The sequence below is a fragment of the Streptomyces sp. NRRL B-1347 genome (assembly GCF_000720325.1).
GTDB lineage: Bacteria > Actinomycetota > Actinomycetes > Streptomycetales > Streptomycetaceae > Streptomyces.
Genome location: NZ_JOJM01000013.1, coordinates 156,778 through 169,632 on the forward strand (window position 1 = coordinate 156,778; position 12,855 = coordinate 169,632).

The 12,855-nt window shown below is 72.7% G+C and carries 13 protein-coding genes; 7 read left to right on the top strand and 6 right to left on the bottom strand.

Going from position 1 to position 12,855, the window contains the following annotated elements; genetic code table 11:
• The first annotated feature begins 294 nt into the window (after nucleotides 1-294).
• Nucleotides 295-699 carry an FKBP-type peptidyl-prolyl cis-trans isomerase gene (locus IG74_RS0114640; protein WP_051854897.1) on the top strand — a complete coding sequence of 135 codons (405 nt, stop codon included), beginning with the start codon at nucleotides 295-297 and terminating at the stop codon, nucleotides 697-699.
• A gap of 161 nt (nucleotides 700-860) precedes the next feature.
• Here the strand turns inward: IG74_RS0114640 and IG74_RS0114645 are convergent, their stop codons facing one another.
• Together IG74_RS0114645 and IG74_RS0114650 are read right to left on the bottom strand one after the other, a co-directional pair.
• Nucleotides 861-1,691, bottom strand: a complete 831-nt coding sequence (locus tag IG74_RS0114645) for a hypothetical protein (protein ID WP_158857623.1) — start codon at nucleotides 1,689-1,691, stop codon at nucleotides 861-863.
• Between the two features lie 600 nt (nucleotides 1,692-2,291).
• Nucleotides 2,292-2,735 (bottom strand): hypothetical protein, encoded by a 444-nt coding sequence (locus IG74_RS0114650; RefSeq protein WP_158857625.1) that lies wholly within the window; start codon nucleotides 2,733-2,735, stop codon nucleotides 2,292-2,294.
• 214 nt (nucleotides 2,736-2,949) lie between these two features.
• Between IG74_RS0114650 and IG74_RS0114655 the strand changes: the two genes are divergently transcribed.
• Both IG74_RS0114655 and IG74_RS0114660 read left to right on the top strand, forming a co-directional pair.
• Nucleotides 2,950-3,357 carry a hypothetical protein gene (locus IG74_RS0114655; RefSeq protein WP_030675699.1) on the top strand — a complete coding sequence of 136 codons (408 nt, stop codon included), beginning with the start codon at nucleotides 2,950-2,952 and terminating at the stop codon, nucleotides 3,355-3,357.
• Between the two features lie 209 nt (nucleotides 3,358-3,566).
• Nucleotides 3,567-3,905, top strand: a complete 339-nt coding sequence (locus IG74_RS0114660) for a hypothetical protein (RefSeq protein WP_030675702.1) — start codon at nucleotides 3,567-3,569, stop codon at nucleotides 3,903-3,905.
• Nucleotides 3,906-4,576: 671 nt separating this feature from the next.
• On the opposite strand, the gene IG74_RS0114665 is transcribed toward IG74_RS0114660, so the two are convergent.
• The gene (locus tag IG74_RS0114665; RefSeq protein ID WP_030675705.1) at nucleotides 4,577-5,542 is read right to left on the bottom strand and encodes a pirin family protein; all 966 of its coding nucleotides are present in this window, start codon (nucleotides 5,540-5,542) and stop codon (nucleotides 4,577-4,579) included.
• 198 nt (nucleotides 5,543-5,740) lie between these two features.
• Between IG74_RS0114665 and IG74_RS0114670 the strand changes: the two genes are divergently transcribed.
• Nucleotides 5,741-6,085, top strand: coding sequence for a tetratricopeptide repeat protein (locus tag IG74_RS0114670; protein ID WP_030675708.1), 345 nt, complete (start codon nucleotides 5,741-5,743; stop codon nucleotides 6,083-6,085).
• A gap of 5 nt (nucleotides 6,086-6,090) precedes the next feature.
• Here IG74_RS0114670 and IG74_RS0114675 read toward each other — a convergent pair whose 3' ends face one another.
• Both IG74_RS0114675 and IG74_RS0114680 read right to left on the bottom strand, forming a co-directional pair.
• On the bottom strand, nucleotides 6,091-7,530 hold the full coding sequence (locus IG74_RS0114675) for a sensor histidine kinase (RefSeq protein WP_051854898.1): 1,440 nt from the start codon (nucleotides 7,528-7,530) through the stop codon (nucleotides 6,091-6,093).
• Nucleotides 7,527-8,306, bottom strand: a complete 780-nt coding sequence (locus tag IG74_RS0114680) for a response regulator transcription factor (RefSeq protein WP_051854899.1) — start codon at nucleotides 8,304-8,306, stop codon at nucleotides 7,527-7,529. The genes IG74_RS0114675 and IG74_RS0114680 overlap by 4 nt, the downstream gene beginning before the upstream one ends.
• Nucleotides 8,307-8,503: 197 nt before the next feature.
• Here IG74_RS0114680 and IG74_RS45860 point away from each other — a divergent pair, with 197 nt between their 5' ends.
• The 3 genes from IG74_RS45860 to IG74_RS0114695 all read left to right on the top strand — a co-directional run bounded on the left by IG74_RS45860 (nucleotide 8,504) and on the right by IG74_RS0114695 (nucleotide 11,264).
• A complete protein-coding gene (locus tag IG74_RS45860; RefSeq protein ID WP_051854909.1) occupies nucleotides 8,504-9,814 on the top strand; it encodes a glycosyltransferase family 4 protein in 1,311 nt (436 codons plus the stop codon).
• Between the two features lie 170 nt (nucleotides 9,815-9,984).
• A complete protein-coding gene (locus tag IG74_RS0114690; protein WP_234334336.1) occupies nucleotides 9,985-10,950 on the top strand; it encodes an aminoglycoside phosphotransferase family protein in 966 nt (321 codons plus the stop codon).
• Nucleotides 10,951-10,997: 47 nt separating this feature from the next.
• Nucleotides 10,998-11,264, top strand: a complete 267-nt coding sequence (locus IG74_RS0114695; RefSeq protein WP_030675724.1) for a WhiB family transcriptional regulator — start codon at nucleotides 10,998-11,000, stop codon at nucleotides 11,262-11,264.
• A gap of 69 nt (nucleotides 11,265-11,333) precedes the next feature.
• Here IG74_RS0114695 and IG74_RS0114700 read toward each other — a convergent pair whose 3' ends face one another.
• On the bottom strand, nucleotides 11,334-12,785 hold the full coding sequence (locus IG74_RS0114700; RefSeq protein WP_030675727.1) for a dihydrolipoyl dehydrogenase family protein: 1,452 nt from the start codon (nucleotides 12,783-12,785) through the stop codon (nucleotides 11,334-11,336).
• Nucleotides 12,786-12,855: the final 70 nt, after the last annotated feature.

Sequence of the window (12,855 nt, forward strand, 5' to 3'; positions counted from 1 at the left end):
CCGCCGCGCCTAAGGCACCGCGCACACGTCTGGTGGCGCTCCGGTCTGTGTTTCCCCTCATGTTTCCCCCACTCAGGAAGAGGCCTCGCCCCCGGTTCCCCGCCGGAGGGCCCCCAGCATGCAACCGCGACAGCGCTGAGGGGTCAATGCGTCGTATGACATGTGAGAGGCGTCATTTCGGTCATAGAGGCCCAGGAATCGGCATGCTCGGTAGCGTGACCATCTACCGCATGGGGTGTCCATGCGTCCGGCTGGTCCGTGTGAGGGCTTTCGCCAGAGAGTGATGAGGCTGCGATGAGTGAACTGACGAAGCCCGAGGTCGACGTTCCGGAAGGTGCCGCTCCTACCGAGCTGACCATCCGGGACCTGGTCGTAGGCGATGGACCCGAGGTGAAGCCGGGCATGGTGGTCAGGGTCCACTACGTCGGGGTGACCTTCGAGTCCGGGAAGGAGTTCGACGCCTCCTGGGACCGGGGCCAGCCGTTCAAGTTCGCCCTGGGCAGCGGCAGGGTCATCAAGGGCTGGGACCGGGGGGTGAAGGGGATGAAGGTCGGCGGCCGCCGCGAGCTCATCGTTCCCCCGCGCCTCGGCTACGGCAACCAATCGCCCTCACCCCTGATCCCGGCGGGCTCGACCCTGGTCTTCGTGGTGGACCTGCTGGCCTCGTACTCCAACACGACCGGGTGGAGCGACGCGTAGGCGGTTCCCCGGACAACGGGACGCACGCCGCGCTCATCAGCCGCGCAGTCCGGGGACTGCGCGTGCCGCCGTCGGCGGCGGGCCACGGAAACACCTTCCCGCCCACCGCCGGAGGTCCTGCGCCGACCAGCCGTGATCGTCCCGGCGGTTCGCCTCCGGGGCTAGGAGCCCGCCAGTTCGGCGAAGAGTTCGTCGATGGTCTTCTGGTCGGCGAGCAGCGGGAGGGTGTCGAAGTACAGCTCCCACTCACCGCCCGGGCCGAAGCGTTCCATGATTCCGAACGGGACGGGCTCGCCTCGGGGGCGGGTGACCGTGCCGTGCCATTCGACGTACGTCGTGGTCGTGCCGACGGCGACCTGCCCCGCCTTGAACTGGACGTCCGCCGTGTCGAAGAACCTCTGGAGGTAGGCCTTCCTCGCCGCCGCGGTCTTCAGTGGTGCGTCGAGCCCCGGCCCTGACAAGCGCATGGTGCCCGTGCGGGCCAGCAGCGCACCGATGTCCTCGCTGTTCCACGCCGCGAGGCGCTGGGGAAGGCCGGCGGTGCGCGGCCGCGGGGGTGCCGGGGCCTCGGCGGGCGCGGGGCCGCTGTCCGCGATCCCCTCGAACAGGCCGACAGGCGCGTCGGGCAGGGTGTCGCGCAGGAGCACGTGACGGTCGTAGTAGCGGCGGGCCTGGAGGGACTTGCCGTCGTCCCCGAGGACGTTGCGGGCGATCTGCGGGAAGGCGATCTTGTGGCCCTTGACCGTGGCCTCGTTCCACTGGCCGAAGACCACGGTGCTCCCGTCGGCCACCACATTGGTGCCCCGGTAGCGAAGGTCCTTCACCAGACCCAGGGAGTTGATGATCGCCGGGCCGATTTCGGCCCGGCCGCGCCTGGCCCTGCTGCCCGCCTCCCACAAGGTGGCATCCGTGTCGAAGATGTCGAGGTACGCCTTGACCCGGGGGTGCTCGAAGCCGCTCTCGCCCGGCTGCGGTGCCGTGCCGGTCGGCATCTCACCGAAGGTGATCTGCCGCTGCAAGAACGCGCAGACATTCGGCGTGATACGCCCTTCCAGCCGCGCCACCTCGGCCTGCGCCACCGGGCACGCCTTCCGGGTGGCCGCACCGCCGCCGTCGGCCGACCCACTGCCTGGCAGTGCCGCGGCCGATGTAGCAAGACCCAGAACGGCACTCGCCAGCCCCGCCGCCAAGACACCCCGCCGGTTCGCGAACATACCCGCCCCCCATTCCCGTTCACCCGATGCGGCCCAGCACCGCCCGGGGAGATCAGGGTGCGGCACCGACAACATGAAGATCGATTACCTGCCGGGTAATGGCGCACGCCACCGGCGGTGAGGAGGCCGAGGACAGGGCGGCGACCTGACGGACGGCAGAGGCCCTGTTGGCCCAGGTGGGGAGGGTGGCCGCTGTGCGGCTCGCCGCGCTCGTGGGACCGGACGGCGTGCCGGACGGCTTGCCGGACGTCGCAGCGGCGTGCGGAAGGGTCACCCAGGACGAGGAAGCAGCTGTCGTGCGCCGCTGCTCCTGCGCCGCCCGGCCCGACCGCGCGCACGGGCCCGACAAGAGTCAGCAGTCGACTTCGCCGCAACCGCTCAGAACCATGCTCCGTTGACGGTCACTTCCGACATCCCGCCCGGCTTCGGATTGACCCACAGGAGGCCCTCTTCGTCTTCGGGGTACTCCGCGCTCACCCCTGAGTTGGTGCTGGTGTGCCCGCTCGGCAGCAGCATCCTCGCGCCCGCCGAGAACCAGGTTCGCAGGCCCAGCGGAGTGTCCGACTGTCCGGCCCACCAGGATTCGACCTCGTTCGTAGGCATCATGAAGTGCCATTGCCCGCTGTGGCTGTCCGGGCTCCGGCACTCGACGTCCACCGCGCTGTCGGGCGGCTCCACGACGAACTTCGAGCCGCAGTCGATGGGCACGTCGATCTCAGGGCTCAACCAGAGCAGCGCCCCGCCCAAAGACACGAACCCGACGACCGTCGCGGCGAGGCAGCCCCTGCCCGGGTTGAGTCCGTACCGCCACCTCGAAGCCATCACAGGAGCCTAAGCTCCGAACCGACGCCCTGGGCAGTCATCGGAGCCGGTCAAAGCACGGTCAGAAGGCGCACCCCGCACGGGCGGACTGGTGTCAGGGGCCGTGTCAGAGGCGTGTCAGGCGGGTGACAGGCGCGGTGGAGATCGTAGAGACATCAAGCACCGACCCGGTGGCCTTCACCACCGGCCCGAATCCACTCAAGGAGCACCTCTCATGTCTCTCGCCCTCGCCCTCACCGACCAGGACAAGAACACCCTGCGCGCTGCCGCCTACGGCGCCGTCTCGCTGATGGCCGCCGCCGACGCCGCAGGCAAGCCCCACAAGCGGGCCACCCACGGCTCCATCGCCCTGACCTCCGCCACCGGACAGGTCGGACACGTCCTCGCCGAGAAGACCCGGATCACCGGCCTCCACCACGCCTCCACCGCCGCACTCGCCGACCACGTCCTGCCCGCCCTGACCGCGACGATGGCCCTCCTCCAGAAGCAGGACCCGGCGGAGGCCGCCAACTTCCGCGACACCGTCACCACCGCCGTGGAAGCGACCGTCCGCGCACACCCGTCCGGTCCCGCGCTGGACGCCATGGCCCGCAAGATCACCGAAGCCCTCGACGCCGCCTGACACAGCGCCCTGCCCTCGAGGTAGCTGCCCGGCCAGCTCAGCAGTGTCCAGGAAGCCGTCGCCGTCGACTCGGACGCTACGGCGGTGACGGCGGCCGTGGCGGTGACGGCCGTGGCGGTGACGGCCGTGGCAGCTAGGGCAACGCGGGCGCGGTCGAGCCCCACGCAAAGATCGTCCATTTGTTCTATCCCTATGGAACGATCACCGGCATGGAGATCCTTCGGAACGTGTTCCTCGTCTTCCATCTCTTCGGGTTCGCCGCGCTCCTGGGAGGCGTCTTCTTCCAGTTGCGAGCGAAGGACCCGGTGGCGGGCAGCTACATGCTGAGCAGCGCGGTGGTCCAGCTGGTCACCGGCGTGGGGCTCATCTGGACCCGAACGTCCCTGGATCTGCCAGTGGTTCACGCGAAGATGGCGGTGAAGCTGACCCTGGACGTCCTGGTGGCGGTGACAGCGCTGGCGGGCATGCGCAACAAGAAGCCGTGGGCCTTCTATGCGGTGGGGGTGTTCACGGCGGCGGCAGCCGTCGTGGCCGTCGCGTGGAAGTAGTTCCCCGACGGGCCCGGGCACACGCCCGGGGTCCGCACGCGTAGAAGGCATTGAAGCCGCGCCCACCTGCCCTCGAACGCCGTTACGGCGGGCTGCACTTGACCATCCAGCACGCTCCCGGAAGGCTCCTCGCCCTGATGAACTCAGCCGGCGGAGCCGCGAAGGCCTGGTGGGCTCAGAGGTGGTAGGCCCGTATGGCAGCCTGCCGCCCAGGCACCGCACCGCCTGAGCACGCCCACGTACGACTGCATGCGACACACGCGGTGCCGAGACATCCAAGCGCCCAAAGCGCCCTGGCCATCCCGGCCGGAGGGTGAGAGCCCACGAGGCACGCTCGCCAACGGGGTGTGGCATATGGGGACTTGGGGATCGGCCCACTGGCTGGCGGGCGGGGTGGCTGTCGCTCTTACGACGTACTGGACGACGCGTACGAAAGCACGCGCCGAGGCCCGCAAGCTGGACGCAGAAGCGGAGAAGAACGGTCAAGGCCGACGCCTGTCGGGGCTCCCGCGTGGAGCTGTCCGCAGTGATCAAGGCAAGGGATGTAGCCAGCTGGGCCGGTCTCTGGTTGAGAGTCGACGACATCGCCGAGGGCACGCGCCATCACGGACGGCCCGTGCCCAACCATCAGCGACCGAGAGCCCAAGGGCGGTGCATCATGCCTTCCTGGGTCAGCGCACCCGCCCCCGCGGCTTCAACGCCACCGGCGGCAGCTCCGGGGCCGGGAGCGGTGCCCCGTCGTAGCCCTTCACCTCGCCGAAGCGCGTGCCCGTCATCCAGTCGGCGCGGGCCTGTTCGATGTCCTGCTGGGTGCGGCCGATGAAGTTCCACCACATGATCAGCTCCTCCTCGAACGGCTCGCCGCCGAGGAGCATGAGGCTGGCGTCGGACTCGGCGCGTACGGGGAGCTCGGTGCGGCCGCAGCCCAGGTAGAGCATGGAGCCGGGGAGCAGGGGGACGCCGTCCACGTGGGCCTCGCCCGCCATGGACAGGACGGCGTACTCGAAGTCGGTTTCGAGGGGGAGGCGCAGGTCGGCTCCCTGGGTGAGGGTCAGGTCCGCGCCGACGATCGGGGTGTACGTCGTACCGGGTGACGTGGTGCCGTCCAGCGAGCCGAGGAGCAGCTTCGCGCTCAGGCCGGGCGCCGTGACGACCGGCAGGTCGGGGTGGTGCTCGAAGTGCGGCTCGGTGTGGCGGTGGGCGTCCGGCAGCGCCACCCACAGCTGCGCGCCGTGCAGGAGGCGGGCGTGCGCCTTGGGGCTCTCCTCGGAGTGGGAGATGGCCCGGCCCGAGGTCATCAGGCCCAGCTCGCGGGGGCGGACCGTCTGCAGGCTGCCCGTGCTGTCGCGGTGCAGGACCTCGCCCTCGTGCAGCCACGACACGGTCTGCAGGCCCATGTGCGGGTGCGGCGGCACCTGCATGCCGGGCTCGTCGGCGATGTCGTCGGGGCCGTAGTGATCGACGAAGCACCAGGCTCCCACCATGCGCCGCCCCAGGTTCGGCAGGAGCCGTCGCACCTCGGTGGACTCGCCGAGCTGCACGCGTCGAGGGCTGAGGAGTTCCCGCACCGGTTCCGCGACGACGAACCCGCGGCCGCCGCACTGGGCCGGCACTGCCTCGCGATCAAGATTGCTCATGTCGCACAACCTAGCCCCGACGGGCCCGGCCCGTCAGCATCCGCCTTCGTGCCGCCCGGAGACGCGTCCCGATACGGGTCCTGAGCCAGGTCCCGAGCCGGGTCCCGAGCCGGTCCGGACTCTTCCCCTGCTCCCCCATCCATGCGTAGTGGAATATTCAAGTATCTGGTGCCGTTGTGTGCCGTCGAGGAGGCAACAGTGAACATCACCTACTACGACCACGGGACCGCGGCCGAGCGCTGGGAGCGGGCGGGGCAGTTCTTCGACGCCAAGGAGTACGCGACGGCGGCGCGCATCCTCGCCCCGCTGGCCGACGAGGTGCCCGAGCAGGTCGCCCCGCGGCTGCTGCTCGCCCGCGCCTACTACCACTCGGCCCAGCTCCGCCGCGCCGAAACCGAGCTGCGCGCGGTCCTGGAGCTCGACCCCGTGGAGAGCTACGCCCGGCTGATGCTCGGCCGCACCCTCGAACGGCAGGGCCGGGACGCGGAGGCCGTACCGCACCTGCGGATGGCGGCCGCGCTCGCCGGTGAGCCGACTCCGTAGGCGGGTCAGGGCTCGCCCAGCGTGAAGCCCACCACCGCCCCTCCCCCGGGCCTCGGCCTGGCGAAGACCGTGCCGCCGTGGGACGTCGCCACGTCGCGGACGATGGACAGGCCGAGGCCCGAACCGGGGAGGCTGCGCGCGGCCGGGGCGCGGTAGAAGCGGTCGAAGACCCGGGCGAGGTCGGTGTCCGCGATGCCGGGGCCCCGGTCGCGGACCTCGACGCGCCCTGCGGAGACCTCCAGGTCGATGGGGGCGGTGCCGTCGCGGTCGAACTTGGCGGCGTTCTCCAAGAGGTTGGTGAGGGCCCCCTTGACCGCGGCGGGGCGGGCCCGTACCGGCTCGTCGGCGCGCGCGTGGACCACGATCTCGCGGCCGGTGCGGCGGCGCGCCACCGCCGCGGCCTCTTCGGCGACCTCGGCGAGGACGACGTCGACGGGCGGTTCGTCGTCGTGGCGGCCTGCCGCGATGGCGACGAGTTCGTTGACGAGGTCGGTGAGTTCACGGGACTCGTCGGCCAGGTCGACGACCAGCTCCGTGCGCACGGACGGCTCCAGTTCGTCGATGCGGCGCAGGACCGCGATGTTCGTCCGCAGCGAGGTGAGCGGCGTGCGCAGCTCGTGCCCCGCGTCCTGGACGAGCCGCCGCTGGTCGTCCTCTGCCTGCGCGAGGCGGCCCAGCATGCGGTCGAAGGAGCGGCCGAGCCGCCCCACCTCGTCGCTCCCGGCCACCGGCACCTGCCGGTCGACGCGGCCGGTCTGCGCCACGTCCTCGGCCGCGTGCGCGAGCCGCACCAGGCGCCGGGTGATCCGGCGGGCCAGCCACCAGCCCGCAAGGGCGGCGGCGAGGACCACGAGCGTGGCGAGGAGCAGCGTGCGCCGCTGGAGGCTGTGCAGCAGGTCCTCGGTGTCGCTGAACTCCCGCGCCACCTGGATGGCGCCGAGGCCGTCGCCGAGGGAGACCGTGACCAGCCAGTAGTCCCCGTGGGCGAGGTCGACGTCGCGGCGCGTCACCACGCCTGACCGCTCCTGCGCGGCCGTCGCGCGCTCCTCGTCGCCCACCGGGAGGCGGCGTCTGCCGCGCTCGGTGACCCCGCCCCGGGGGCCGAGGACCTGGGCGTCGAAGCGGGTGGGCCGCAGCAGGTCGTCGCGTACGCCGTCGCCGTCGAGGTCGGTGGCGATGGAGACGTTCAGACGGTGTCTGCGCACCTGCTCGCGCAGGTCCTCGACGACTTCGTTGAAGGCCGCGTGCTGGTCGCGGCGGATGAGGCGGGCCGCCGCGTCGTAACTGAGGAAGCCCACCAGCAGGGTGACGACGACGGCGACCGCGGCGAAGGAGGCGGCGAACCGCGTGCCGAGGCTGGTGCCGATCCGGGTGCGCGGCCGCCGTGCGGCGCCGCGGTCGCCCGCCGCGGCGCCGCACGGTGGCACGCGGGCGCCGCTCCTCATGACGTCCGCAGGACGTAGCCGACGCCCCGCACGGTGTGGATGAGCGGCGGCGCCCCGGGCACGTCGAGCTTGCGGCGCAGATAACCCACGTACACGGCGAGGTTCTTGGAGTTCGGACCGAAGTCGTAGCCCCAGATGCGGTCGTAGATGGTGGCGTGGTCGAGGACGATGCCCTCGTTGCGGGCCAGGAGGTGCAGGAGGTCGAACTCGGTGCGGGTGAGCTCGACTTGGCGGGGGCCGCGCCAGGCGCGGCGGGCCCCGGGGTCGATGTGCAGGCCGCCGCCCGCCCTGACGACGCCGTCGGGCCCGTCGCCCGCGTCCGTGCCCGCACCACTTCCCGCGCCCGCGCCGGGTATCGCCGCTCCGTCCGCCCGGCGCAGCAGCGCGCGCAGCCGGGCGAAGACCTCCTCGACCTCGAAGGGCTTGGCCACGTAGTCGTCGGCGCCCGCGTCGAGTCCGGCGACGCGGTCGGCGGTCTCCACCCGGGCGGTGAGCATCAGGACGGGTGTCCTGCTGCCTTCGGCGCGCAGCACCCGGCACACCTGGAGGCCGTCGATGCCCGGCATCATCACGTCCAGGACGAGCAGGTCCGGCGGTTGCCGGTGCACGGCCGCGAGCGCCTGGACGCCGTCGGCGACGGCCGTGACGCGGTAGCCCTCCAACGTCAGGGCGCGCTCCAGCGAGTTGCGGATGGCGCGGTCGTCCTCGGCGAGCAGCACGGTGTGCGGTGGACCGCCGACAGTCGGCGTGTTGCTGAACGGCTCGGTGTGCGGCATCCCGTTAGTCTGCCAACCGCCCCTGTTCCGCCGGCGCAGGGCCGCGTTCTTACCGTCCTCTCACCGTGGCCGCAATCCCGGCTTACCCGGGCGCGGGAAGGTGGCTTGCGTTTCTGCCGTGTCTTTTCGCCGCGCGTCCCGACCCACGCGCGCGGATCCGTCGAGCACCGCCGAGGGGAAAGCTCCGCATGAAGGCTCTGAAGGTCGTGTTCCTGCTGCACAACGTGTACGGCGTGGGGGGCACCATCCGCACCACCCTCAATCTCGCGTCCGCGTTGTCCGAGCGCCACGACGTCACCATCGTCTCGCTGATGCGGCACCGCGAGTGGCCGCGCTTCGAGGTCGATCCGCGGGTGCGGCTCGTACCGCTGGTGGACGTCAGGGCCGGAAGCGCGGACACGCTCGATCCGGCGTTCGCGGAGCCCGCCGAGGCGTTCCCGTCGGCGGAGCGGCGCCACCACCAGTACACGCGCCTCCACGACGAGCGCGTCGCGGCCTATCTGCGGCGCTGCGACGCGGACGTGATCGTCGGTACGCGGCCGGGGATCAATGTGTACCTCGCCCGGTTCGGCCCGCGCCGCGCGCTGCTCGTCGGCCAGGAGCACCTGCGGCACGACGCGCACAGCAAGCGCCTGCGCGCCCAGCTCGCCCGCCACTACCGCTCCCTCGACGCCCTGGTGACGACCACCGAGGCCGACGCGGACGTCTACCGCAGACGGATGCCGCTGCCGGGGGTGCGGATCCTGAGCATCCCGAACATGGTGCCGAGGCCGCCGGTGCTGCCGTCCGACGGCACCGCCAAGGTCGTCGCGGCCGCCGGGCGGCTCGTACCGGGCAAGCGGTTCGACCTGCTGGTGGCGGCGTTCGCCACGGTCGCGGAGCGGCACCCCGACTGGCGCCTTCGGATCTACGGGGGCGGCCAGCAGAAGGAGCCGCTGGAGCGCGCGGTCGAGGAGCTCGGGCTGCGCGGGCACGTGGAGCTGATGGGGGTGCGCTCGCCGATCGAGCCGGAGTTCGCCCGGGCGTCGGTGGTCGCGTCGGCGTCCGACGCCGAGTCGTTCGGCATGACGCTGGTGGAGGCCATGCGGTGCGGCGTGCCGGTGGTGAGCACCGACTGTCCGCTCGGCCCCGCCGAGATCATCAGCGACGGTCACGACGGCCGGCTCGTGCCGACGGGCGACGAGGCCGCGCTCGCCAAGGCGCTGCTGGAACTCATCGAGGACGCGCCGCGGCGGCGCGCGATGGGCGCCGCCGCGCTGGAGAGCGCACGGCGATACGACCCGGAGCCGATCGCGGCCCGGCACGAACTGCTCTTCGCCGAGCTGCGCTCCACGCGCCGCAGGAGGTCCTGGCGGCGGGTCCTGCCCCCGCGGGCGCGGCGCGTGCTGCGGCGGCTGCGCACCCGCGGCGGGGGCTCCGCCTCGGTGCCCGCGCCGTCGGCGGGAGGCTCCGCGGGGGCGGACCGTACGCTGCGCGAGACGCGGACACCGGTCGCGACCGGCTCTTAGCGGGCGCCGGGCACCATCGGTTTCCCAGCGGGCGCCGGTCGCCGCCAGCGCCCTGGTGGCGGGGCGCCGGGAAACCCGGTGGACAGCGGATCCCGTCGCTGGGTGGAATGGGTCGCCTTCCACCAAGTCGACGAAGGCGCCGGGCACATGGCCCGGCCGAGGGGATCCCCGTGTCACCGAGCGGTACCGACGAGACGTACGACGAACGCGCCGAGACCGACCAGAGCGACGACGAGGTCGCGGTGACCATCGACGAGCCGCTGGTGCGACGCCTCCTCGCGGCGCAGTTCCCGCAGTGGGCCCGGCTGCCCGTGACCCCGGTGCCGCGCTCGGGCATGGACAACGCGACCTTCCGCCTGGGCGCCGACATGGCGCTGCGGCTGCCCCGCTACGCCCGCTGGACCGGCCAGGTCGAGCGCGAGCAGCGCTGGCTTCCGTGGCTGGCGCCGCAGCTGCCGCTCGCGGTCTCGCAGCCGCTGGCGCAGGGCGAGCCGGGCGCGGGCTATCCGTTCCCGTGGTCGGTCTGCCGCTGGCTGGAGGGCGAGCCCGCGACGACGGACGGCCTGGCCGACCCGCACGAGGCCGCCGTTCAACTCGCCGGTTTCATCCGCGCGTTGCAGCGGATCGACGCGACGGACGGGCCGCCGCCGCAGTGGAGCAACGCCTTCCGGGGCGCGCCCGTGGGCGCCGAGCATCCGCAGCTCGCCGCCGACTCCACGGTGCGGGCGAAGATCGCGAAGCTGGACGGCACGGTCGACACGGACGCGGTCACGGCGGTCTGGGAGCAGGCGCTCGCGGCGCCCGCCTGGGACCGCCCGCCGGTGTGGCTGCACGGCGATCTGGCGACCGGCAACCTGCTGGCGGTCGACGGGCGGCTGAGCGCCGTCATCGACTTCGGGACGCTGGCCGTGGGCGACCCCGCGTGCGATCTGATCCCGGCGTGGATGTTCCTGCCCGCGAAGGCCCGCGCCACGTTCCGCGCGGCGATCGGCGCGGACGACGCGACGTGGGCGCGCGGCCGCGGCATCGCGCTCGCCGGTTCCCTTCCGGTGCCCGACGACCCGTTCTTCCAGCAGGACCCGGCGCGCGTGACGACGGCGCTGCGGCATCTGGAGGCGATCCTCGAGGACGACTGAGCGACATCCTCCGTTTCGTCCCCCCGGCTCCGGGCACCCGGGGCCGCATGGAACGGGTACCCCTGCGACAGGACTGGATCAGCCGGGCCGCGTGTGCTGATGAGGACCCTGAGCTGTTCTTCCCCGTCGGCGCCTCAGGACCGGCCGAACGGGACCAGGAGGAGGCCAAACGGATCTGTGCGCACTGCGCGGTGGCGCGGGAGTGTCTCGCCTACGCGGTGAGCTCCGGCCAGACGTCGGGAGTGTGGGGAGGCAAGGGCGAGGACGAGCTCACGGGCCTGCGCCGCTCCCGGTCCGCCCGGAGACGGGCCTAGGGCACGGCCCGGAGACGGGCCTAGGGCACGGCCGCCACCGGGCCGTGCCCTCTTCGGTGAGGTGCCGCGTCAGCCCCGGTAGGTCTCCAGGAGCCGCAGCCACACCTCGCTGATCGTCGGGTACGCCGGGACCGCGTGCCACAGGCGGTCGACGGGGACCTCGCCCGCGATGGCGACCGTGGCGGAGTGGATCAGCTCGCCGACGCCGGGGCCGACGAAGGTGACGCCGAGCAGGACCTCGCGGTCCAGGTCGACGACCATGCGGGCGCGGCCCCGGTACCCGTCGGCGTACAGCCCGGACCCGGCGACGGACGCGAGGTCGTAGTCGACGGCGCGCACCCGGTGGCCCGCCTCCTCGGCGGCGGCGAGGGTGAGGCCCGCCGAGGCCGCCTCCGGGTCGGTGAAGACGACCTGCGGGACGGCGTCGTGGTCGGCGGTCGCGCTGTGGGCGCCCCACCGGTCGGTCTCCAGGATCGGGACGCGCCGGGCGCGGGCGGCGATCGCGGCGCCCGCGATCCGCGCCTGGTACTTGCCCTGGTGGGTCAGCAGCGCCCGGTGGTTCACGTCACCGACGGCGTACAGCCAGTCGCTGCCGGCGACCTGGCAGCTGTCGTCGACGGACAGCCACGCGCCGGCCTCCAGGCCCACCGTGTCCAGGCCGAGGTCGTCGGTGCGCGGGGCGCGGCCGGTGGCGAAGAGCACCTCGTCGGCCTCGATCCGGTCGCCGCCGTCGAGCTCGACGGTGACGGTGGCGCCGTCCCTGCGCACCGCCTTGACCGAGGTGTCCGTCCGTACCTCGGCGCCCGCCTCGCGCAGGGCGTCGGCGACGAGCTCCCCGGCGAACGGCTCCATCTTGGGCAGCAGGCCCCCGCCCCGCACCAGCAGCGTCACCCGGGAGCCGAGCGCCTGCCAGACCGTGGCCATCTCCACGCCGACCACGCCGCCGCCGACCACGACCAGGCGGCCCGGCACGTGGTCGGCGCTGGTCGCCTCGCGGCTGGTCCACGGCTTGGCGTCGGCGGCGCCCGGCAGGTCGGGGACGACGGCCCTGCTGCCGGTGCACACCGCGACGGCGTGCCGGGCCGCGAGCTCCGTGACGGTGCCGTCGGCGGCGGTCACGGTCACCCGGCGCGTGCCCGCCAGCCGGCCGTGGCCCCGGAACAGGTCCACGCCGATCGAGTCGAGCCAGCCGACCTGGCCGTCGTCCTTCCAGTGCGAGGCGTACGCGTCCCGGTGGGCGAGGACGGCGGACGCGTCCAGGTCGCCCTCGACCAGGTGCCGCAGGCCCGGCACGCGGCGGGCGTCGGCGCGGGCCACGACGGGCCGCAGCAGCGCCTTGCTGGGCATGCAGGCCCAGTACGAGCACTCGCCGCCGACCAGCTCGCTCTCCACGATCGCCGCGCTGAGGCCCGCCGCGCGCGCCCGGTCGGCGACGTTCTCCCCGACCGGTCCGGCCCCGATGACCACTACGTCGTACGTGTTGTCCGCTGCTTCGCCCGTGGCGTCCGTGGATTGCGTCATGAGGCCAGTCTGGTGCCAGGTGTGCGGCGTGGCCACACGGGTACGCGCGCGGAATACGGCCGCCGCCGCG

What these genes read in the sequence shown, in the direction of transcription:
- IG74_RS0114660 (WP_030675702.1), top strand. Translation starts at nt 3,567, where the DNA reads ATGGAGATCCTTCGGAACGTGTTCCTCGTCTTCCATCTCTTCGGGTTC.
- IG74_RS0114650 (WP_158857625.1), bottom strand. Translation starts at nt 2,735, where the DNA reads ATGGCTTCGAGGTGGCGGTACGGACTCAACCCGGGCAGGGGCTGCCTC.
- IG74_RS0114680 (WP_051854899.1), bottom strand. Translation starts at nt 8,306, where the DNA reads ATGCCGCACACCGAGCCGTTCAGCAACACGCCGACTGTCGGCGGTCCA.
- IG74_RS0114700 (WP_030675727.1), bottom strand. Translation starts at nt 12,785, where the DNA reads ATGACGCAATCCACGGACGCCACGGGCGAAGCAGCGGACAACACGTAC.
- IG74_RS0114640 (WP_051854897.1), top strand. Translation starts at nt 295, where the DNA reads ATGAGTGAACTGACGAAGCCCGAGGTCGACGTTCCGGAAGGTGCCGCT.
- IG74_RS0114675 (WP_051854898.1), bottom strand. Translation starts at nt 7,530, where the DNA reads ATGAGGAGCGGCGCCCGCGTGCCACCGTGCGGCGCCGCGGCGGGCGAC.
- IG74_RS0114695 (WP_030675724.1), top strand. Translation starts at nt 10,998, where the DNA reads ATGGAACGGGTACCCCTGCGACAGGACTGGATCAGCCGGGCCGCGTGT.
- IG74_RS0114655 (WP_030675699.1), top strand. Translation starts at nt 2,950, where the DNA reads ATGTCTCTCGCCCTCGCCCTCACCGACCAGGACAAGAACACCCTGCGC.
- IG74_RS0114665 (WP_030675705.1), bottom strand. Translation starts at nt 5,542, where the DNA reads ATGAGCAATCTTGATCGCGAGGCAGTGCCGGCCCAGTGCGGCGGCCGC.
- IG74_RS0114645 (WP_158857623.1), bottom strand. Translation starts at nt 1,691, where the DNA reads ATGCCGACCGGCACGGCACCGCAGCCGGGCGAGAGCGGCTTCGAGCAC.